Source organism: Affinirhizobium capsici, from assembly GCF_977018625.1.
The window spans coordinates 1,853,472-1,876,415 of sequence record NZ_CDRNXD010000004.1 but is presented as its reverse complement, the minus strand read 5'-3'; the positions used below and the strand labels follow the sequence as shown (position 1 = coordinate 1,876,415).

The following is a 22,944-nucleotide window of genomic DNA, read 5'->3' as shown; positions in this document are numbered from 1 at the left end:
AGATCTCCTGGGACGTCAATTTTACCCTGTCCACCAACCGGTTTTCCGGCGATCCATGACAGAAGACCCCGAAGGCCATGCGCTCCATTGCACGCGTGGGATGATAACGCGCCTTTGTTAAGAAATTTGAATATGCATAAAGAAGAAACATAAATGCTAAAAAAACGCCGATCTTTCGACCGGCGCTCTTTTGCATGATGGGACTGGCTTACCCAGCGCGTCGCATCTGTTGGGCCATGCCGTGCAGGCTGTTGGCACCGGAAGCATTGCCGGTGCGGAAGCCGCCGATGAGTTCCAGAAGATCGCCGGTGTCATTGGCGAGAACTTCCGCCGAGGCCGTGGTTTCTTCCGCCATGGCCGCGTTCTGCTGGGTTGCACTGTCCAGCTGGTTGAGGGCAGACGAGATGGAGCGAAGGGTGGTGTCCTGCTCCTGTGCGCTATGGGCAATCTTGGAGACAACATCGTTTGCCGCTTCGATCTGGGCCGAGATGCGCTTCAAGGCTTCCCCTGCCTGCGAGACAAGCTGAACGCCCTGTTCCACCTGACCGCCGGAGCGTGAGATCTGGTCCTTGATCTCCTTGGCGGCAGCGGCAGAGCGCTGTGCCAGTTCACGCACTTCCTGGGCAACGACGGCAAAGCCCTTGCCGCTCTCGCCCGCGCGCGCCGCCTCAACACCGGCATTGAGCGCCAGAAGGTTGGTCTGGAAGGCAATCTCGTCGATGACACCAATGATCTTGGTAATCTCGGATGAGGATTGCTCGATGCCGCTCATGGCGCTGATCGCCTGTTCGACAATGGTATCGCTCTGGCGGGCTTCGGAACTGATGGTGGTCACGCGCTGCGCGGCTTCGCGTGCGCCGTCAGCGGTCTGGCGAACGGCAACTGTCAGCTCGTCGAGGGCGGCAGAGGTTTCCTCCAGGTTCGCTGCCTGCCGTTCGGTGCGCTGGGCCAGTTCGCTGGAGGCGCGACGGATTTCTTCCTTGCTGACGCCGATGTCATTGCCCTTGAGGCTGACGCGCGACATGGCTTGCTCGAGACGCGAGAGCGCATCGTTGAAGTTGGCGCGCAGACCCTCATACTTCGGGCCAAGATCAGCGCAACGAACCGTCAGGTCGCCAGTTGCGAGGTTTTCCAGCGCCGAGCCGATGGTGGATACCACATGCGCCTGATCGGCGGCTTCCTTGCGCTGGGCTTCCTCACCACGGTTGCGTTCGGCCTGAAGCTCTGCTTCCTGCTGCTGCTCGCGTTCCGCCATGGCGTGGCGTTCGCGCACCTTCTCTTGAAGCGCCTGTGTGGCACGGGCCATCTTGCCCACTTCATTGTTCATGTCCGTGTGCGGGATCGTGATCCTGGTATCTTCGTTTGCCACCGCACCCAAGGCATCGTGAATGGCCGAAAGCGGGCGCGTGATGCCGCGAATAATGATGTAGGACACGACAACGGCAAACAGGAGGATGATAAATCCAGCACTTAGCGCCTTGATGGTCGTGGCGCGAATTTCGGCGGCGAGATCATCTGTGTAAAGACCCGTGGAAATGACGATAGACCACGGCTCGAAAACCTTGTTATAGGACGTTTTTGGAAAGACGTAATCGTTTTGACCCGCATTCGGCTTGGGTCCCAGAAACTCCACATAGCCGCCGCCAGCGCGGGCTACTTTGACGATTTCATCCCTATAGGCGAAGCCCGCGCTATCCGGTTTGCCCTTGGAGGAAACGCCCACCAGCTTCTGGTTTGGATGAAGCACCATCACCACATCAAAATCATAGGCAAAGAAATAGCCGTCTGGTTCAAACCGCATTTTGGTGATCAGCGCGTAGGCCTGTTTTTGGGCCTGTTCACGCGTCAACTCACCACTCTTTTCACGCTCATAGAAATTCTGAAGAACCGAGAGGGCCGTTTCTACTTCGGTCCGCAGCAGTTCGTAACGTTGTTTGTAAATTGCGCTGGAAGACGAGCGAATTTCAAGAAATGTGGCGATGGAAAAGGCGAAGATCAGGCCGCCGACAAGGATGGCCAGCTGCGTGGGAATCGAAAGGCGCTTCATATAATCTCCTGAGGTCTGGAAATCGCCGCCTCCGCCCGCCAAAACCTGGCGGCTACGGACATGGCAGCAAGACCTCTTGAAGGCCATGCACGACATTGCACGTTATGAGTGTGAATCGGATTGATTAAAAATCAGACAATGCGATGTCTAAGAAGGCAGAAGAATCTGAGGCCTTATCAGCGTGTCGGGCGCAATTCGAACCCGGAGAAATCCGGCAGGGCAGGCTGTTCGACGGCGGGCGTTGCAGGGGCGGATACAGGCGTTGCGGAAACGGCTGAGGTTGTCGCTTTTGTATCCACGCCATCGGATTTTGCACCGCGACCGGACCGGCTGAGCATGAATTGCTGTTCGCTCTCGATCCACATCGGGTTCAGACTGACATAGCGAACGGGTGAGCCGCCCATCCAGTTGCCGGTGCGTGTGACCACGGGTTTGCCGCCAGCCTCTGAAATCACGACATTGTCCTTGCCGGGTTCCAGAAGCGGAACGTGATAGGTGGAACGGCTCTCGGCCGTTCGCGTGCCGTCGCACGCCGCACAGGCAAGGTAGATGACGCTGGGTGCGTTTGCGATGGGCTTGCCGGAAAGGTAGTCAATGGAAGACGAACCCGCAGATATTGCTGCAAGTGAGCTAACCAAAGCAATCATTGAGGTGAACATTTCGGCAATTCCTTCCCCATCGTGAGGAAACAATTACCGGAAGATTCTTTCCAACCGGTCAGGGAGTGAGGTTAACGAATTCTGAAGAAGTGCCATTTTGAACGAAATGGCACACCTCACTGGCCGTTTGGGCTGGATCAACGCTCAAGCGCGCGCCAGCCGATATCGCGACGGCAAAAGCCATTGTCCCATTCCACCGCATCGGCCAGGCGGTAGGCGGCAGCTTGCGCCTCTGCCACGGTCGGCCCCGTCGCAGAAAGGTTCAGCACTCGACCGCCCGTTGCCACGAGTTGGCCGTCCTTAAGCGCTGTTCCGGCATGAAAAACCTTGGAACCGGTTCTCGCTTCCGGCACGGAGCGGATCGGCGTGTTCTTCTCGAATGCGGCGGGATAGCCCTTGGAGGCCATCACCACTGTCAGGGCAACGTCATCGCTCCATGCGGCGGTGACTTGATCCAGTGTACCTGTGGAGGCGGCATAGAGAAGCTCCAGAAGGTCGCTTTTCAGGCGCATCATCAGCACCTGGGTTTCCGGATCGCCAAAGCGCACATTGTACTCAATCAGTTCCGGGCCTTTGGCGGTGATCATCAGGCCCGCGAAAAACACGCCGGTGAAGGGGTAGCCGCTGTCTGCCATGCCGTGGATCGTCGGCTCGATGATTTCCTTCATCGTCCGCTCAACCATCTCCGCCGTCATGACCGGGGCGGGGGAGTAAGCGCCCATGCCGCCGGTGTTGGGGCCGGTGTCGCCATCGCCCACGCGCTTGTGGTCCTGCGCGGTTGCTAGTGCCAATGCCGTCTTGCCATCGGACAAACAGAAGAAGCTGGCTTCTTCACCGTCCAGATAAGCTTCCACCACCACTTCCGCGCCCGCAGAACCAAAGGCGCCTGCGAAGCAATCATCCACGGCGGCAAGGGCTTCATCTATGGTCATAGCAACAGTCACGCCCTTGCCAGCGGCCAAACCATCTGCCTTCACCACAATCGGTGCGCCCTGTTCGCGAATATAGGCCTTGGCAGGTTCTGCGGCTGTGAAGCGCTGATAGGCACCGGTCGGAATATTGTAGCGGGCGCAGATATCCTTGGTAAAACCTTTGGAGCCCTCCAGCTGTGCTGCAGCCTTTGAGGGGCCAAACACCACAAAGCCCGCTTCGCGCAGATCATCGGCAAGACCCGCAACCAGTGGTGCTTCCGGGCCGACGACAATAAAATCGATTACCTCGTCGCGGCAGAAAGCAATGATACTGCCATGGTCTTCCACATTCAGGGCAACGAGTTCTGCCTCTTCGGCAATGCCGGGATTGCCGGGGGCGGCGTAAAGCTTGGTAAGCTTGGGCGATTGATTGAGCTTCCAGGCGAGAGCATGCTCACGACCACCGGAACCGATGAGAAGAACCTTCATTGCCGCGCTCCCACTGCTTAAAAAGAGATGTTGGGCGGTTAAGGGCAGGGGCGGCAAAGGTCAAGGCCGAAGCATTGGTTCACGTGTTTTCAAGCTGTGGAATCGGCATGTGAGACGTTGCCTTGCCACGATCTGCCGCTATGGTCGCGCCAGATTGAAGAAACAGGAAGACCCATGGCTGCCGATAACAAGCTTCTTGCCGCGACGATTGCCGCAGAAATCAATGCCCGCCCGGATCAGGCCGTGGCGGCCATTGGCCTGCTGGATGAAGGGGCAACCGTGCCATTCATCGCGCGCTATCGTAAGGAAGTGACGGGGGGGCTGGATGATACGCAGCTGCGCACACTGGCCGAGCGGCTTGTTTACCTGCGCGAACTGGAGGCGCGCCGAACCTCCATCCTCGACAGCATTAATAGCCAAGGCAAGATGAGCGACGAACTGGCGCTGAAGATTGCCCGCGCCACGACCAAGGCAGAACTTGAAGACCTTTACCTCCCCTACAAGCCAAAGCGCCGCACCAAGGCTGAAATTGCCCGCGAGCGTGGCCTTGCGCCGCTGGCCGAAGCCATCTGGGCCAATCGTACCGCTGATCCGGCAAAGCTGGCGGAAGCCTATCTCTCCGCTGACGTGGCGGATGTGAAGGCAGCGTTGGAAGGCGCACGCGATATCGTGGCCGAGACCATCACCGAAAATGCCGATCTCCTGGGTCGCCTTCGCCAATATATGCGCGATACTTCCACGCTGCGGGCAAAGGTGGTGGATGGCAAGCAGGAGGCGGGCGCAAAGTTTGCCGATTACTTCGACCATTCCGAACGCTGGGCCACCACCCCCGGCCACCGGGCACTTGCCATGTTGCGCGGCTGGAACGAAGAATTCCTGACGCTGACCATCGACGTGGATCAGGACGATCCCTCGCCGATCAAGCCAACGCACCGCATGATCGCCGGGGCCTTCCAGATTGGTGACAAGGGACCGGCAGACCGTTGGTTGATGGATGTTGCCGGCTGGACATGGCGCGTGAAGCTTTCCATGTCGCTCTCGCTCGATCTGATGCGCGAACTGCGCGAGCGTTCGGAAGAGGAGGCCATTCGCGTCTTCGCCCGTAACCTGAAGGATCTGTTGCTGGCGGCGCCCGCAGGCTCCCGCGCCACCATGGGTCTCGATCCCGGCATTCGCACCGGCGTGAAAGTGGCGGTGGTGGATGGCACCGGCAAGCTGGTTGAAACCACAACTGTCTATCCGTTTCCGCCAAAGAACGATCTTCGCGGCACGCAGGCCGAGCTTGCAAGCCTCATTCGCAAACACAAGGTGGATCTGATTGCGATTGGCAATGGCACCGGCAGCCGAGAGACGGAAAAGCTGGTGGCTGATATGTTGGCCGCGCTGCCTGCCGGGTCAAAGCCCACCAAGGTTATCGTGTCGGAAGCGGGCGCTTCCGTTTATTCCGCCTCTGAACTGGCGGCGGCTGAATTTCCAAATCTTGATGTTTCACTGCGCGGCGCCGTTTCCATCGCCCGCCGCCTTCAGGACCCTTTGGCGGAACTCGTCAAGATCGAGCCCAAGTCCATCGGTGTTGGCCAGTACCAGCATGATGTGGATCAGGGCAAACTCTCACGCTCTCTGGATGCCGTGGTGGAAGATGCGGTGAACGCCGTGGGTGTGGATCTCAACACGGCCTCGTCGCCGCTCCTGGCCCGTGTGGCCGGTCTCACCCGCACCATAGCGGATGCCATTGTCATCCACCGTGACCAGAACGGGCCATTTGCCAGCCGAAAAGAGCTGTTGAAGGTGGCGCGGCTTGGTGCTCGCACCTTCGAACAATGCGCAGGCTTCTTGCGCATTCCCAACGGCAAGGAGCCGCTCGATGCATCCGCCGTTCACCCGGAAGCCTATGGCGTGGCAAAAAAGATTGTGGCCGCCTGTGGCCGTGACCTTCGCGATTTGATGGGCGATAGCGCCGCGTTGAAAAAGCTCGATCCGCGCCAGTTCGTGGATGACCAGTTCGGCCTGCCGACGGTGAAGGATATTCTGGCAGAGCTTGAAAAGCCCGGCCGTGACCCGCGCCCAAGCTTCAAGACCGCGACCTTTGCCGAAGGCGTCAACGAAATTCAGGACCTGAAGCCCGGTATGATGCTGGAAGGAACTGTGACCAACGTGGCTGCCTTTGGAGCATTTGTCGATATCGGCGTGCACCAGGATGGTCTTGTCCACGTGTCGCAACTGGCTGATCGCTTCATCAAGGACCCGCATGAGGTTGTGAAGGCGGGCGATGTGGTGAAGGTGCGTGTGGTGGAGGTGGACGTGAAGCGCAAGCGCATTGGGCTGACCATGCGCAAGGATGGTGGCGAAGCAGCACCGGCATCCATGCGCGAAACCAGAAGTCCAGGCACTGGCAATCCTATGCGCCACGCCCAGGCAAAGCCGCAAAAGAGCGAAGGCAGCCAGCTGGGCGGCCTTGGTGCTGCCCTTGCCGAAGCGATGAAAAAACGTTGATCAGCGATACGCATCAAAAACGCGCAGTTTGCAGGCCGAGCATGAGTTCGGCCTGATATAAAAGCCGGCGTTCTTGGTAGATATTTGCTCTTGCCAGCGGAGGGAAACAGCGTAATTTAGGATTTGATAAGGCAAGCTTATTAAGCCCCGGAGGTTCATGATGAACTCGTCCTTGCGCATGCTTCTGTCAAAAATCATCAAGGTTGGCCGTTTGCAGGTCTATGTGCAAAGCGGCGAGGAATGGTTCGGAGACGGGGGAGGGCGTGAGGTAGCCGTACGCTTCACCGATGAAGCGGCGGAGGCGGAATTGGTGGCAGACCCCGCCCTCAAGCTGGGCGAGCTTTATATGGATGGCCGCATTACGATCGAGCGCGGTGATATCTACGACTTCCTCGCCCTCATCAGAGACAATACACTGAGCGAAGGTCTGACATTTGGAATGCTCTGGCGTGGCGTAGCACGCATTGCCGTCAGCCAGTTTCGCAACCGCGTACCGGTCAACCACAATCGCCGCAATGTGGCCCATCATTACGATCTGAATGCCATGTTGTTTTCCTTGTTTCTCGACGAGGACTGGCAGTATTCCTGCGCTTATTTCAATCCGCCTGGTATATCCCTGGATGAGGCGCAACTGGCCAAGAAGAGGCACATCGCGGCCAAGCTTTTGTTGAAGCCCGGCCAGCGGGTTCTGGAAATTGGATCGGGCTGGGGCGGGATGGCGCTTTATCTGGCTGAAACCTCCGGCGTGGATGTCACAGGCATTACGCTGAGCGATGAGCAGTTGAAGATCTCACAACAGCGGGCGGTTGCTCGCCAGATGTCACAGGCTGTGCGGTTCCAGCTGCAGGATTATCGCTATCTCAAGCCTGAAGAGCCTTTTGATCGTATCGTTTCCGTTGGCATGTTCGAGCATGTGGGCCGCGCCAATTTCGGAAAGTTCTTTCAAAAGGTGCACGAGGTCCTGGCGAATGACGGCGTGATGGTTTTGCATGCCATCGGTCAGCCAACTGTCAGCTATGTTACAAACCCCTTTATCGAGAAATATATCTTCCCTGGTGGCTATATTCCGGCCCTCTCCGAAGTGTTGCCGCAGATCGAAAAATCCGGGCTGCTGGTCTCGGATATCGAGATCCTACCCATGCACTATGCCCACACGCTGAGGCACTGGCGCGATCGCTTCGTGGCACGCAAGGAAGAGGCGATAGCGCTCTACGATGAGCGATTCTTCCGCATGTGGGAGTTTTATTTAGCTGGTTCGGAAATGGCTTTTACACATGAGAACTTCTTCATCTTTCAAATTCAGTTGAAGAAGCAGCGTGATGCTGTTCCCTGCAATCGCGACTATATCCCAGTAAATGAGCATAGCCTAAATAGTATCGAGATGGAACGAAAGGGGCTTCATGAGCAGCCTGTCCGTCCGATGGCAGGGTGTTAGGTTATCTTCCTACAAGCATTTCGTGAAACTTGAGTCGGTTTTGTGACGGGCTAATTGAATATTTTCGGCATTTATCCTCGGGAAGTGCGACAATAAAATTCTAATCAGTTTCAGGATCACAAGATATATCACATGTATGGATATGCCAATCCCTAGTGAATGGTGTGTGAATCCGAATAAATATACAATCTATACGTCGAAATTTGTAAAAATATACTTTTGTAGGCGTAAAGTGTTCATTGTGGTGCAAAATTGATGTGTGCCACCTTTGCGAGAGAATTTGATCGAAAACGAGCTGAAATGCGTCAGAATAATTCATGACAATGCATCTCACGGCAATAATCAGGAAAGTCTAAATAACTTAAATAAAGCATACAATTGTCAGAATTTTTTAAATGTACTCTAAACAAATGCATTTGATCTTGCTGTAATCCTCCATGACAATAATCCCAATGAAGCTTGTGTGCGAAATCCGCGGCAAGTCACAAAAGGGGAACAAGAAAATGGTAGCACCTGTATCTGGTCAGCAGTCGAGCAATGTGAAGCAGGCACCTCCGCCGCCGCCGGCTGATAAGGAAAAGGATAAAAACAAGGCAGCGGCTCCTGCCTCCACGAATACAAAGGCTCCCGCTACGACAACAGCGAAGGTTGCGCCCGGCGCTTCTCAACCAGCAGCTGGAACGGCAGCTTCGAACACCAAGAGCGGCTCTACGCAGACGCAAAAGGTTTCTCCTTTCGCAGCAAAAGACAATGCTGGGGCTTCTGGATCTGCTGGAAAGCCAGCGGATGCGAAGGCGGCTGATCCAAAGGCCGACCCCAAAGCTGGCGCGGCAGACAAGGTCGCCAACAACAAAACGGACACCAAGGCTGCTGACCCCAAGGCGGGTGCCTCGAAGGTGGCTGACGCCAAGACCGATCCGAAAGCAGCAGACACCAAGGCTGGAAAGCCAGCGGATGCGAAGGCGGCTGATCCAAAGGTCGACCCCAAGAAGGCCGACCCCAAAGCTGGCGCGGCAGACAAGGTCGCCAACAACAAAACGGACACCAAGGCTGCTGACCCCAAGGCGGGTGCCTCAAAGACGGCTGACGCCAAGACTGATCCGAAAGCAGCAGACACCAAGGCTGGAAAGCCAGCGGATGCAAAGGCAGCTGATCCAAAGGCCGACCCCAAGAAGGCCGACCCCAAAGCTGGCGCGGCAGACAAGGTAGCTAGCGACAAGACGGATGCGAAGGCTGCTGATCCGAAAGCAGGTGCCTCAAAGGCGGCTGATCCAAAGGCCGACCCCAAAGCTGGCGCGGCAGACAAGGTAGCTAGCGACAAGACGGATGCGAAGGCTGCTGATCCGAAAGCAGGTGCCTCAAAGGCGGATGACGCCAAGGCCGATCCAAAAGCAGCGGACACCAAGGCTGGAAAGCCCGTGGATACGAAGGCGGCTGATCCAAAGGCCGACCCCAAAGCTGGCGCGGCAGACAAGGTAGCTAGCGACAAGACGGATGCGAAGGCTGCTGATCCGAAAGCAGGTGCCTCAAAGGCGGCTGACGCCAAGACCGATCCGAAAGCAGCAGACACCAAGGCTGGAAAGCCCGTGGATACGAAGGCTGCTGATCCAAAGGCCGACCCCAAAGCTGGCGCGGCAGACAAGGTGGCTAGCGACAAAACGGACACCAAGGCTGCTGATCCGAAAGCAGGTGCCTCAAAGGCGGCTGACGCCAAGACCGATCCGAAAGCAGCAGACACCAAGGCTGGAAAACCAGCGGATACGAAGGCTGCCGATCCAAAGGCCGACCCCAAAGCTGGCGCGGCAGACAAGGTGGCTAGCGACAAGACGGATGCGAAGGCTGCTGATCCAAAGGCCGACCCCAAAGCTGACGCGGCAGACAAGGTCGCTAGCGACAAGACGGATGCGAAGGCTGCTGATCCGAAAGCAGCAGACACCAAGCCGGGCGAAGTCGGCAAGGATGGCAAGACGCCGGATGCCTCCGATCTCGATGCCTCGCCTGTCGATAAGGACAAGGCTGGAACGGTAGCGGAAGAGACCCGCAACACCAAGCCGGGCGAAGTCGGCAAGGATGGCAAGTCGCCAGATGCCTCCGACCTCGATGCCTCACCTGTCGATAAGGACAAGGCTGGCACGGTCGCGGAAGAGACCCGCAACACCAAGCCGGGCGAAGTCGGCAAGGATGGCAAGACGCCAGATGCCTCCGACCTCGATGCCTCGCCTGTCGATAAGGACAAGGCTGGAACGGTAGCGGAAGAGACCCGCAACACCAAGCCGGGCGAAGTCGGCAAGGATGGCAAGTCGCCAGATGCCTCCGACCTCGATGCCTCACCTGTCGATAAGGACAAGGCTGGCACGGTCGCGGAAGAGACCCGCAACACCAAGCCGGGCGAAGTCGGCAAGGATGGCAAGACACCGGATGCCTCCGACCTCGATGCCTCGCCTGTCGATAAGGACAAGGCCGGAACGGTAGCGGAAGAGACCCGCAACACCAAGCCGGGCGAAGTCGGCAAGGATGGCAAGACGCCGGATGCCTCCGATCTCGATGCCTCGCCTGTCGATAAGGACAAGGCTGGAACGGTCGCGGAAGAGACCCGCAACACCAAGCCGGGCGAAGTCGGCAAGGATGGCAAGACGCCAGATGCCTCCGACCTCGATGCCTCGCCTGTCGATAAGGACAAGGCCGGAACGGTAGCGGAAGAGACCCGCAACACCAAGCCGGGCGAAGTCGGCAAGGATGGCAAGACGCCGGATGCCTCCGATCTCGATGCCTCACCTGTCGATAAGGACAAGGCTGGCACGGTAGCGGAAGAGACCCGCAACACCAAGCCGGGCGAAGTCGGCAAGGCTGGCAAGACACCGGATGCCTCCGATCTCGATGCCTCGCCTGTCGATAAGGACAAGGCTGGCACGGTCGCGGAAGAGACCCGCAACACCAAGCCGGGCGAAGTCGGCAAGGATGGCAAGACGCCGGATGCCTCCGATCTCGATGCCTCGCCTGTCGATAAGGACAAGGCTGGAACGGTCGCGGAAGAGACCCGCAACACCAAGCCGGGCGAAGTCGGCAAGGATGGCAAGACGCCGGATGCCTCCGACCTCGATGCCTCACCTGTCGATAAGGACAAGGCTGGAACGGTCGCGGAAGAGACTCGCAACACCAAGCCGGGCGAAGTCGGCAAGGATGGCAAGACGCCGGATGCCTCCGATCTCGATGCCTCACCTGTCGATAAGGACAAGGCTGGAACGGTCGCGGAAGAGACCCGCAACACCAAGCCGGGTGAAGTCGGCAAGGATGGCAAGACGCCGGACGCCTCCGATCTCGATGCTTCACCTGTCGATAAGGACAAGGCCGGAACGGTCGCGGAAGAGACCCGCAACACCAAGCCGGGTGAAGTCGGTAAGGATGGCAAGACACCGGATGCCTCCGATCTCGATGCCTCACCTGTCGATAAGGACAAGGCTGGAACGGTCGCGGAAGAGACCCGCAACACCAAGCCGGGTGAAGTCGGCAAGGATGGCAAGACGCCGGACGCCTCCGACCTCGATGCCTCGCCTGTCGATAAGGACAAGGCTGGAACGGTCGCGGAAGAGACTCGCAACACCAAGCCGGGTGAAGTCGGTAAGGATGGCAAGACACCGGATGCCTCCGATCTCGATGCCTCACCTGTCGATAAGGACAAGGCCGGAACAGGCAAGGCTGACAAGGAGATGACCGGCATGGAAGCTTCGGAGGCCTCCAAGGCTGCCAAGGCATCTCAGGCATCTCAGGCATCGCAGGACTCGAAGGCCTCCATTGAAGTGAGGGAAGCTCAGCGAATATCAGAAACGGATAGTGTCAATCCTAAGGAGCTTGCTGCATCCAAGGCTCAGCTTGCTGAAGCCAATGCCGAAGCTGGAGAAAAATGGAGCCCGGCTGGTGATCTAGCCAGGAAGATCTTTGGCTCGGATTACATGGGGGATGTCAACAAGTCGTTGTACAACGCTCTCAAAAACACTGACAAAAGCTTCATCAATCCGGATATCCTGTCCAATCCCGGTAAGTATGACGAAAAGCAGCGCATGATTGCTTATCTCGACGCACTCTCTGCGCAAGGAGCCTATAGCAGGTTCAAGGATACACTCGGTGACAACGGTTATGCGACGAATAACAGCAAAGAGGTGATGACCGACCTGCAAAACGCCGTGGCCATTCTCGGAACCGATCAGGGGGTTCAGACGAAACTAACCGAGAACGTTTTCAAGCGTTTGCAGGGCGGCTTTGATGGGCAGATCGTCGGGCACGTCTATGACGATAACAAGTCTTATGAAGAGAACATGCAAGAGGTGATGGACGAGGGTAACCGTGCGACAACCCTGAAGAATGACCTGATGGCATCTTACCAGAAGGATATTGTTGAGGGTGGGCTGCTCAAGCAAGGGCGAGAAGCGGGCCAGGACTACAAAACCATCTTCCAGCAATACAATTCTGCTGTGGGTATCTACAACTCTGTTTTGCCTGAATCGATCACCAAGGACAGTATAGAGGATGTCAACAAAAGCTACTCCAAGTTCTTTACAGATGACTTCCTGAAGAACCTGCCGGACACAAACGAGGCGTTGAAGGGACTGGTTGATGCGGTTCCGAACGACCCGGCAGGCCCAAAAATGTCCAATGAAGACAAGCTGGCATCCATCCTGAAGGAGCCGCTGAACGCCGTTGCTGAAACTTACTTCAAGGATAACCAGGAAGCTCAAAACAGCTACAAAACCAACCTCACGACCATTATCACAGCCGCGTGGCAGCTCGGCAAACCTGGTGGTAACTTCGACGATCTTACAAAGCAGATCGGTGGATACATCGACAAGAACATAAATTCATCTGCTGGTGGCATGGAGCAACCCAAGTACAAACAGGCATTGTTGTCGGGTGCCACGGGCATCCTGCAGGGATCGCGCGCTGTCTGGTCAGGTGTGAACATGAATAGTCCTACACCTGATGCCATCGGTACGGTGCTCCTGCACAGCATGGCTGGAACCTCACAGTTCTTAAAGGCTGCGGGAAGCTCGGTTGAAAATGCATCCAAGTTCCTTGGCGATTTGGCAGGCGTTTACGATGGAGATTTTCTTGCCGCTGAGAAAAAGGCGACAGCGACAGCGCTGAAGGGCCTCGGTAACGCGATTGGCAACATTGCCGCTGTCGGTTGGTTGCCGGTGGATTATCACCAGCTCTTCCAGGGTATCAAATCAGGTAGCCTGGATACGACAGGGACAATACTATCCGCTATCGGAACCGCAGGTGATACAGTCGGAGCTGTCGAGGGCATATCTGGTCTTGCACAAAGCTTGCTGAATTCGAACTTCGTTCGTGGAGCAGGCGCGGCAACCCGCTTCCTCCCGGCAGCCTTCTCCACGGTCTTCACCGCTGGCAGTATTGCGTCCTGGGCGGCCTGGTCGGGGCTTCAGATCTACAACGATGTTCGTCGATGGAAGGAATGGAGCGGACAGAAAGACCAGATGAACGATCAATTGACGCGCCTGGTCGGTGACCAAGTCAGCCTCTATGTGAAGGACCCAATTCAGAACCCAAAAATGCCGTTGCCAAGGCGTGACGTTCCTGAAGAGGAAAAGACCAAGACTGATTGGAATGAGGTCGCAAATCAGGCAGCAGAATGGCGAAACGCCAATGGCGGCATGGATTGGCTCTATCCTGGGGTTCAGAACGTACAGGTCTGACGCAACTCCCCTGAACTAAGTTCTAGGCAAGTAGAGCGCTGAGATCCTCAGCGCTCTACTCATTTTATCGAAGGCAGAGGCAGATTTTGCAAAACCGCTACACACTTATGCGCCAGATGCGATAGAACCACTCCATGACAAATGACACCGCACTGCATAAGCGCGTCGCTGATGCGCCGTCCGACAACTGGGTTTATCGTTTGCTGCCGCAATCGCTTTGGCCCTACGCCCAATTGGCCAGATGGGACCGCCCTATTGGCTGGCAACTGCTAATGTGGCCTTGTTTCTGGTCGGCAGCACTTGCGGCCAATGCCGATGTTGCCCCTGATGGCGGGTTTTCGCTGGAGTTAAAACTCTTCCACCTGTTTTTGTTTTTCATCGGATCGGTAGCAATGCGCGGTGCGGGCTGCACCTACAATGATCTTGTGGACCAGAAAATTGACTCGGAGGTGGCGCGAACGCGCTCGCGCCCACTGCCTTCCGGCAGGGTCACACGGCTGCAAGCCAAGGTCTTTCTGGCGCTTCAGGCGCTTGTGGGGCTTGTGGTGCTGTTGCAGTTCAACACGTTTACAATCCTGCTCGGTTTTGCTTCCTTGGCAGTGGTTGCGATCTATCCCTTCGCCAAACGGTTTACCGATTGGCCGCAGTTTTTCCTCGGTCTCGCCTTCTCCTGGGGTGCGTTCATGGGATGGGCAGGGCTTTATGGCAGCCTTGGCTGGCCAGCTTTCTGGCTTTATTGCGCGGCGGTTGCCTGGACCATCGGTTACGATACGATCTATGCGCATCAGGATAAGGAAGACGATGCGCTGGTCGGTGTGCGATCCACCGCGCGCCTGTTTGGCGAACACACAAAACTCTGGCTGGTTCTGCTTTATGGGCTGGCGCTGTTGTTCTTCATTTTCGCCTTTGCCACAGCTCATGCCGGGCTACTGGCCTATCTCGGCCTCATCGTTGCGGCCATCATGTTCGCCTGGCAGATCCTGCTGCTGGATATCGACAATGCCGATCAGTGCCTGCGCCTGTTCAAGTTCAACAGCCGGGTTGGCGCCGTCATTTTCATTGGCATAGCAGCCTCGGTGGCCAGCTACGGCTGATATATGACAGCCTTCCCATGCAAAAACCCGGCGAAGGTCATCGCCGGGTTCTAGTGTTCAGAAGGATGCCGGCTCATCAGCGCCGGGCGATAATTTCCTTGCCCTCGATCTTCATGGCAACGCCGAGGCTGCCGGTCTGGCGGCGAACCAGAAAGCGCGGACGGCGAGCAGCGAAGTAGGAATGGCGGCGGCGCTGACGTGAAGGTTGCGTGCGCAGATCGCCCAGATGGTTTTCCAGCGGACGGGCAACGCCATCAGCCTCCACCATCAGCATGGGTATCCCGAAGGCTTCCGACCAGCTACGCCAGTCGGCGGCAATGTCGCACAGGTCATGTGCAACCAGAAGCGGGATGCAAAGCTCAGGGTCTTCGTGGTGGAGTTCCAGCGTGACCGTGACTTCGCCGTTTCCGTGATCGATGGCCCGGGCCGCGACACCTTTAAATGCGCGAGCCGGAAGAGCAAAGGAAAGCGGAAGGCCGCTCTCGGGAAGTATTTTGCGCAGAACTGCGCCGCGTTCGTCGATGGTAATGGTGACATCGCCGGCGGCATCATGCAGCCCGTACGTGATCTGCTGGGGGAAACGGGACGGGTCTAACCGCAACGTTGCTCCTGCCCATTTGGGTTTCAGAACCGTATTTGTCATCTCGAATGCTACCCTTGTTTTACCTGAGAGCCGTTGTTTTTCTGGACATCTCCCGGGACTTTTGTCCTCTGGTGGGCTCAACATAGGGTCAGGTATTTCCAGAACCGCTTAAAAATTGCGGTTAAGAAATTGTAGCATCTTCAGATGGTTATCAAAACTCAACCGTCTTAGGTTACATTTGAATGAATGCGACCTCTAATGTACGTAAGCGCTACAAAAACGGAGATTCGACAGGCCGGGGCAAGGCAGCTGTGGCAAGCTGCCTGCAAGCAAATCTTAAAGTTTCCTTGATGTAGTGTAGCGGCACAGCTATGCGCAGCCGGAAAATGTGAGGCCTTCCGATGGTATCGACTTTTCTCAGCTACAATATCGTGAGCCGCGATCTCCAGCGCAGCCTCGATCGCGTAGCCAAGCAGACAAGCGTCTCGAAAGAGGCTGAATATTACAAGGCAAACATCGGCAAGGTGAAGTCGGTCGACGATTTCATGAAGGACGCGCGTATCTATAACTATGCGGTCAAAGCCTATGGGCTGGAAGACATGGCCTATGCCAAGGCCTTTATCCGCAAGGTGCTGGAAAGTGATCTGTCCGACGATAACAGCTTTGCCAATAAGCTGACGGACAAGCGGTATCGCGATTTCGCCGCCTCCTTCAACTTCAATACAGCCACCACGATTGCCCAAACTTCCAGCCAGATCGATAAGATGCTGGGGCTCTATAGTGCGACGATGACGGCGCAGGAAGAGGGCGCGGGCGATGAAACGCGCTATTTCAACGCCATGATGGGGCAGCTTCAGAGCGCTGATCAGTTGTTGAGCGATGACAGATTACGCAATTACCTCCTCACCTCCTTCAAGTTGGATACGAACAACTATTCGCGTGATTTCCTGAAAGGTGTGCTGACAAGCGATCCGAATGATCCGAACAGCTACATCAACCAGCAGATAGGCACTCAAAAGGCAGACCTGCAAACCCAGATCGACCAATTGCAAGCGCAGGTGGATGCCAGCACCGACCCAGATCAACGCGTTGCGCTGCGAAACCGCATGTTCGTTTATATGGACAGCCTGGAAAAGGTGAACAATTATTACGATATGGCCAGTGCCTTCAGCTTCAACAGCGATGGCACGGTTCCTGCTGGCGGCGCGCAGACGGCGCAGCAAATGGATGCGATGAACAGCCGCTACTACAGCAACCAGCCACGTCTTTCCACGGCGACGGCCACCAACGAAGACACCTATTTCAAAAGCAAGATCGGCAGCATAACATCGGTTGATCAACTCTCCACGGATACCCGCCTGTTTGCCTATATCCGCACGGCCTTTGACCTGACTGATACGTTCTGGGATAGTATCAAAAGCGCATTGACCAGCGATCTCAACGATCCTAACAGCCCCGCCAACCTTCTGGCCAAGACCAATCCGGGCTTCCTGGATCTCGCAAAAGCCTTCAATTTCAATACTGATGGCACGGTTGCTGCAGGCAATGCGCAAAATGCAACACAGGCTGCCCAAACCTCCAGCAATTATTTCGCCCGCTATAATGATATTCAGGATGAGGCGGATGAGCGTGCCGTCACCCTGTACAAAACAGCCATGGGCCGCGTGAAGACGGTGGATGAGTTTCTGGCCTCGACGGATGCCTATCAATTTTCACTGAAAGCTGTCGGGCTTGATCCAAACGAAGTTTCCTCCTTCACCGTCAAACAGGTTCTGCAAAGCGATTTGAGTGATCCGAACAGCTACGTCAACCAGCTGAAGGACGACCGTTACCTAACGCTCGCCAAGGCCTTCAACTTCGGCAAGGATGGTAATCCTACCGCACCTTTGACCGCGCAATCCTCGGCAACCATCACCACCGTTGGCTCTCGGTATACCGTGGCTCAAACCCGCTTCCTGACCGGCACGGAACTGACGGATGCCAAAGCAAAGGCCAAGGAAGAGCTTACCTATTACACCAAGCAGATTACGGGGATAGAATCGGCAAGCCAGTTCCTCGGTGACAGCCGCCTCGTCAATGTTGTGCTAAAGGCCTATGGCCTGGACCCGAAGACGGCAACCCCCGATTTCCTCAAGCAGCTTTTTGCTTCCGATCTTTCCGATCCAAAGAGCTTTGCCAACCAACAGAAGAATACAGCCTGGGCGGAAATGGTCGGTGCCTTTAATTTTGACGCGAAGGGCAATCTCTCCCGCCAGGTCAATTCCGGCATTCAGTCGCGCGGAAAAATCATCGAAACCGAGAATAATTTCGAACGCCTGACGCTGGAAGAAGAGCAAGGCAATGAAAATAACGGCGTTCGTCTGGCGCTTTATTTTGACCGGAAAGCCAAGGATATCACCAGCCCCTTCGACATATTGGGCGACACGGCGCTCCTGGAGTTCTTCCGCGTGACATTCCAGATGCCGGAAAGCTTCGGCAGTATGAATGTCGATAAGCAGGCAGCGCTGGTCAAAAGCAAGCTTGATCTGGCGAGCCTTCAAGATCCTGAGAAGGTGAAGAAGCTCGTCAGCCGGTTCACCGCCCTTTATGATTTGCAGAATACGAGCGCCAGCGCTTCGGCTTTGTCGCTTCTGACCAGCAGCGGCTCGGCTTCCATTAGCGCGGATCTTCTGAGCTCACTGCAGAAATAATAACAGGTTTCAGACCGAGATGACCTTGCCGGGATTCATGATCCCGGCAGGATCGAAGGCCCGCTTGATCCGGCGCATCAGTTCGATTTCGATAGCCGGGCGAATGGAGGCAAGCTCGTCCCGCTTCAGCTGGCCAATTCCGTGTTCGGCTGAAATAGATCCGCCTTTTTCCAACACGATGCCATGCACAATGGCGTTGATCTCGCGCCAACGCGCCAGAAACGCGGCCTTATCCGCGCCGAGGGGCTGCGAGATATTGTAGTGAATATTGCCGTCGCCCAAATGGCCAAATGCACAAATGCGGGCTCCCGGCATGGCCTCCAGAACGGCCTTTTCAGCTTCGCCCATAAATTCTGGAATTTTCGAAATCGGCACCGATACATCGTGCTTGATCGACCCGCCTTCCGGCTTTTGCGCGTCTGACATGCTTTCGCGCATATGCCACAGCGCCTGCTGTTGCGCTACGGATGATGCAATCACAGCATCATCGATCAGCCCGTTTTCCAGCCCCTGTTCCAGAAGTGCATGAACCATGGTCTCCGCTGTTTCAGCCGCATCGCTGGTGGAGATGTCAATCAGCACATACCAGTCATGGGCAGAGGGCAAGGGGTCTCGCACGCCGGGAATGTGGCGGGTGGTAAAATCGATGCCGATCCGCGGCATCAGTTCAAACCCCGTCAGCGCCGTGCCGCAAAGGTTGGAGGCCTTCTCAAAAAGCTTCAGCGCTTTTTCCGGTGAGGCAAGGCCGGCAAAGGCAACCTGATGGCCGACCGGGCGTGGGAAAAGCTTGAGAACCGCCCCGGTAATCACACCCAGTGTGCCCTCTGCGCCAATGAACAGATCGCGCAGATCATAGCCCGTATTGTCCTTTTTGAGCCGCCGCAGACCCTCCCAGATTTCCCCGGTGGGCAGTACGACTTCAAGGCCGAGGCACAGCTGACGGGTGTTGCCATAGGCCAGAACCGCCGTGCCGCCCGCATTGGTGGATAGATTGCCGCCAATGCGGCATGAGCCTTCAGAACCGAGAGAGAGCGGGAACAGCCGCCCGACATTTTCAGCGGCCTTTTGAATATCGGCCAGGATGCAGCCCGCATCGGCCACAAGCACATTGGCAACCGGGTCCACATCGCGGATGCGGTTCATCCGCTCGAGCGAAAGAATGATGGAATGGCCGTCTTCGCTGGGGGTCTGTCCACCCACAAGGCCGGTATTACCAGTCTGTGGCACGACAGGCGTGCCGGTTTCGCTGGCAAGCGCCAGAATTTGCGAAACTTCCTGTGTGGAAGCCGGCTTCAGCAACATGGCGGTGCGGCCATGGTAGAGCCCGCGATTTTCCTTGAGGCGTGGCGCAAGTTCCGCCTCATCCGTCACGGCATTGGCTTTCCCTACAATTGCGGCAAAGCGGTCCAGAAGATCGGAAGAGGGCAGGCTGCTATCCATGTTTAACTCATTTCTTCGCGGGGGGCGGCGGCGCGCATCAAACGGTCATTAATGGCTTCGCCCAGCCCTTGTTCCGGAATGGGGGCAACAGCGATGCGGTTCGCACCCACCGCATCCGCCTTTTTCAAGAAGCCGAACAGATTGGCTGCAGCCTCCGCCAGATTGCCCGAGGGGCTGAGGTCAAACACCGCCATAGCCTTATCACCTTCATTTGCGGGTTGACCGGCAAAGCGGATCAAGGCTTCCCCAGCCTCGGCATAGGTCGCGTTCAGCCGAACGGAAGCGCCTGGTGCATAGTGTGAGGCAAGCATTCCCGGGGCCTCAATGGTTGGGCTCGCGCCAAGCTTTCGCTCGACAGGCTGGCCAAGCAGCGCTTCGATCTCTTCCGCAGCGATCCCGCCGGGTCGAAGCAGGCGCACACGCCCATTCTCGACGCGGATGATGGTGGATTCCACACCAACCGGCGCGCTTCCGCCATCCAGAATAAGGGCAAGCTTTTCACCCAGATCGTCCGCCACATGCTGTGCGGAGGTAGGGCTTACCTTGCCGGACGTGTTGGCGCTGGGGGCAGCAAGCGGCTTGCCGAATGCGCGGATCAGGTCTCCCGCAAATCCCTTGGGCACCCGAATTCCAACCGTATCGAGACCGGCAGTGGCCAAGGGGTGGATGCGGCTCTCGGTACGAAGTGGCAGAACCAGAGTGAGGGGACCGGGCCAGAAAGCCTGAGCCAGCTGGATGGAAAGCGGATCGAAGATGGCATAGTGCTCTGCCATCGCCAGATCGGCCATATGGCAGATCAGCGGGTTGAACTGCGGGCGACCCTTGGTCTCGTAAATGCGGGTGACTGCTTCAGCACGCGTGGCATCTGCAGCCAAACCGTAGACTGTCTCGGTTGGAATTGCGACGGGCAAGCCTTGGGTGAGGCGCGTAACGCCTTCTTCCAGCGCACGGTCTTGTTCAGTCAGGACAGATATGATGCTTGCGGCCATGAGAAATTGCATAGCGCCAAAGAAGCGCTGAAGGCAAATTCTTTCACAGTTTGCGAATGATCTCGCGCACCGTGTCATCCGGTGCGCCCAGCATCAGCACGTTCTTCAAGGCTTCGTTGGGGTCGCTGGTGCGAAACAAAAGACCATTGTCACGCAACGACCGGTTCAGCCTTGTCAGTCCCATTTCGTCCCGCTCGATCGCCACGGCAAAATACATGCGACCGAAATCCGTGCGGATACGCCGGAAAAACGTATCCTCCTCGCCGATTTCCGCAGTGAAATTGCACATGTAGAAGGACCAGAGCGTTCGACTGGTCCCAATCGTGGCGGGTGCCGTGGTGACGTGACAGTAACCCAGATGCGGGCGTTCTTGCAGTGCATGGCTGAAAATATAGCGTGGGAAACGGATGCGCTTGTGCACGCTGTTGATGCGATCATGCGTCGTTTCGCCAGCGGTAGCCAAGCGTTGTTCCGTGCGCTCCGCCACCTCGTCGTAAGTCAGGTATCGCTTCTCATCGGCAAGCCAGTCCTGGCTCTCGCGCGAGATTTTGCCGGTGCGCAAAAACTCCGAATGCGCCGTGCTTTTCAGCTTCGGCAGCACGCGTTTCGGTGTGGAGTCAAAATAGCGGAATCTCGTCCTTGTCTCCAATGGTCTTCTCCCGCGTCTTCATTCTCGAATATTTGGCGCAATCTATTACTCTTTGCTTAACGGGAGCTTGCGTCATGGTTGCGAGATCAAGAAACAGTTCGGCTATCCTGATTACGTCATTTCCCGGTGATTTTCAGGCTGTTCTCCTTCAAGCTTAAGCCTCTGCATTCCCTTTGAGGTTGGTCTGATAGCGTTCCAAATGGGTGTCGCTTTTTGTCGTCAATGCGGAAGGACATGTCGCAATGTCACCTGTCGGCACTGGGGTGCCCTCGGCTATATCTTTCAACATCGCTTCACCACCTGAAATCCAGGCTGCGGAAGCCGGATAATCCGCGGGCTGCAGCATGTTCGATCAGAACGCGGATCATGTGAAATGCTCTATCTCTCTGTTTTGCGCAGTCCGGACGCAAAACCGCTAACGCACTTTTGCTGGACAATGCTTTGACGGGCTGGAGGGCTGCCCGTTAAGGCATCCCATCCAAAGCCCTGATCGACAGGAACGGAAGATGGATATTCGCGAAACCGTGCTGCGCCAGCTTAAGAACCGCCGCGAAGGCTTCAGCTTGGAGCAACCATTTTATATCGATCAGGATTATTTCAAGCTGGACATGGAGATGATCTGGTATCGCGATTGGCTGTTCGTTGGCCATGATTGCGAAGTCAATCGTCCCGGCAATTATTTCACCGTGCAGATCGGTGACTATCCGGTTGTTATCGTGCGTGGCCGCGACAAGCAGATCCGCGCCTTCCACAATACCTGTCGCCATCGCGGCCACCGCGTGTGCACGGCAGACAAGGGTGCGGCGGCAAAGCTCGTGTGCCCTTATCACCAGTGGACATACGACCTCGACGGTTCGCTCGTCTTTGCCCGCCAGATGGGCGAGGATTTCGATAAGTCGGAATTCGGCATGAAGCATGTCCATTGCGAAAGTGTCGGCGGCTATATCTTCATCTGCCTTGCTCAGGAAGCGCCTGACTTCGCGCCCATTCGCCAAACCATCGAACCTTACATCGCGCCGCATCGCCTGACAGAGGTGAAGGTCGCGTTCGAAAGCACCATTGTCGAAAAGGGCAATTGGAAGCTGGTGTGGGAAAACAACCGCGAATGCTACCATTGCGCCGGCAACCACCCCGAGCTTTGCCGTACCTATCCCGAAGCGCCGTCAGCCACGGGCGTTCAGGGTGCTGCGGACGATCCAATCATCTCCGAACACTGGCAGCGTTGCGAGGCAGCGGGCCTGCCATCCACCTTCACAATGCACCAAAGCGGCCAGTTCCGCGTTGCACGCATGCCCTTGGTCGAAGATGCCGAAAGCTACACCATGTCCGGCAAGCGCGCGGTCAAGCGCCCGCTGTCCGACGATGTGAAGATCAGCCATATCGGCACCATGCTGCTGTTCCATTATCCGACCACCTGGAACCACATGCTGGTCGATCACGCCATTTCCTTCCGCGTCCTTCCGCTTTCGGCAGAAGAAACCCAGGTCACCACCAAGTGGCTGGTGCACAAGGATGCTGTGGAAGGCGTGGATTACGACCTCGAAGAGCTGACCCACGTCTGGAAAATGACGAACGACCAGGACCGGCAGATCGTGGAAGAGAACGCCTTTGGCATCCACTCGCCCGCTTACGAGCCCGGCCCCTATTCGCCGGATCATGAAGGCGGTGTCATGCAATTCGTGGAATGGTACACCAATTTCATGATGGATCGCCTGCAGGGCGACCGTGCGAAGCTTTCTGCGGTGGCCTGAACG

13 protein-coding genes are annotated in these 22,944 nt (G+C 56.6%); 6 read left to right on the top strand and 7 right to left on the bottom strand.

The genetic code is table 11. The features are described from left to right. Positions 1-208: 208 nt before the first annotated feature. The 3 genes from AC0JZ1_RS12450 to purD all read right to left on the bottom strand — a co-directional run bounded on the left by AC0JZ1_RS12450 (position 209) and on the right by purD (position 4,106). Positions 209-2,047 (bottom strand): methyl-accepting chemotaxis protein, encoded by a 1,839-nt coding sequence (locus AC0JZ1_RS12450; protein ID WP_471882674.1) that lies wholly within the window; start codon positions 2,045-2,047, stop codon positions 209-211. Positions 2,048-2,223: 176 nt separating this feature from the next. Continuing rightward, positions 2,224-2,706, bottom strand: coding sequence for a plant virulence effector HPE1-like domain-containing protein (locus AC0JZ1_RS12445; RefSeq protein ID WP_471882673.1), 483 nt, complete (start codon positions 2,704-2,706; stop codon positions 2,224-2,226). A gap of 137 nt (positions 2,707-2,843) precedes the next feature. Then, the gene (gene purD, locus AC0JZ1_RS12440; RefSeq protein ID WP_471882672.1) at positions 2,844-4,106 is read right to left on the bottom strand and encodes a phosphoribosylamine--glycine ligase; all 1,263 of its coding nucleotides are present in this window, start codon (positions 4,104-4,106) and stop codon (positions 2,844-2,846) included. A 174-nt stretch (positions 4,107-4,280) separates the two neighbouring features. Here purD and AC0JZ1_RS12435 point away from each other — a divergent pair, with 174 nt between their 5' ends. From AC0JZ1_RS12435 to ubiA, 4 genes are all read left to right on the top strand, one after another. Beyond that, positions 4,281-6,599, top strand: coding sequence for a Tex family protein (locus tag AC0JZ1_RS12435; RefSeq protein ID WP_471882671.1), 2,319 nt, complete (start codon positions 4,281-4,283; stop codon positions 6,597-6,599). Positions 6,600-6,759: 160 nt separating this feature from the next. Further along, positions 6,760-8,034: a class I SAM-dependent methyltransferase gene (locus AC0JZ1_RS12430; RefSeq protein ID WP_471883435.1), complete on the top strand. Its 1,275-nt coding sequence runs from the start codon at positions 6,760-6,762 to the stop codon at positions 8,032-8,034. Positions 8,035-8,537: 503 nt separating this feature from the next. Beyond that, positions 8,538-13,745, top strand: coding sequence for a hypothetical protein (locus tag AC0JZ1_RS12425; RefSeq protein ID WP_471882670.1), 5,208 nt, complete (start codon positions 8,538-8,540; stop codon positions 13,743-13,745). Positions 13,746-13,879: 134 nt separating this feature from the next. Further along, a complete protein-coding gene (ubiA, locus tag AC0JZ1_RS12420) occupies positions 13,880-14,839 on the top strand; it encodes a 4-hydroxybenzoate octaprenyltransferase (protein WP_471882669.1) in 960 nt (319 codons plus the stop codon). A gap of 76 nt (positions 14,840-14,915) precedes the next feature. On the opposite strand, the gene AC0JZ1_RS12415 is transcribed toward ubiA, so the two are convergent. After that, complete coding sequence (locus AC0JZ1_RS12415; protein WP_471882668.1) at positions 14,916-15,482, bottom strand: DUF6101 family protein; 567 nt, start codon at positions 15,480-15,482, stop codon at positions 14,916-14,918. A gap of 341 nt (positions 15,483-15,823) precedes the next feature. On the opposite strand from AC0JZ1_RS12415, the gene AC0JZ1_RS12410 reads away from it, so the two are divergent. Further along, on the top strand, positions 15,824-18,112 hold the full coding sequence (locus tag AC0JZ1_RS12410) for a DUF1217 domain-containing protein (protein WP_471882667.1): 2,289 nt from the start codon (positions 15,824-15,826) through the stop codon (positions 18,110-18,112). A gap of 9 nt (positions 18,113-18,121) precedes the next feature. Here the strand turns inward: AC0JZ1_RS12410 and AC0JZ1_RS12405 are convergent, their stop codons facing one another. Genes AC0JZ1_RS12405 through AC0JZ1_RS12395 form a run of 3 tightly spaced genes read right to left on the bottom strand, consistent with a single transcriptional unit; the run spans position 18,122 to position 21,190 of the window. After that, positions 18,122-19,552: an FAD-binding oxidoreductase gene (locus tag AC0JZ1_RS12405; protein ID WP_471882666.1), complete on the bottom strand. Its 1,431-nt coding sequence runs from the start codon at positions 19,550-19,552 to the stop codon at positions 18,122-18,124. 2 nt (positions 19,553-19,554) lie between these two features. Next, positions 19,555-20,541, bottom strand: a complete 987-nt coding sequence (locus AC0JZ1_RS12400; RefSeq protein ID WP_471882665.1) for an L-threonylcarbamoyladenylate synthase — start codon at positions 20,539-20,541, stop codon at positions 19,555-19,557. Between the two features lie 43 nt (positions 20,542-20,584). Then, positions 20,585-21,190, bottom strand: coding sequence for a DUF6656 family protein (locus tag AC0JZ1_RS12395; RefSeq protein ID WP_471882664.1), 606 nt, complete (start codon positions 21,188-21,190; stop codon positions 20,585-20,587). Positions 21,191-21,696: 506 nt separating this feature from the next. Here AC0JZ1_RS12395 and AC0JZ1_RS12390 point away from each other — a divergent pair. After that, positions 21,697-22,941 carry an aromatic ring-hydroxylating oxygenase subunit alpha gene (locus tag AC0JZ1_RS12390; RefSeq protein WP_471882663.1) on the top strand — a complete coding sequence of 415 codons (1,245 nt, stop codon included), beginning with the start codon at positions 21,697-21,699 and terminating at the stop codon, positions 22,939-22,941. Positions 22,942-22,944: the final 3 nt, after the last annotated feature.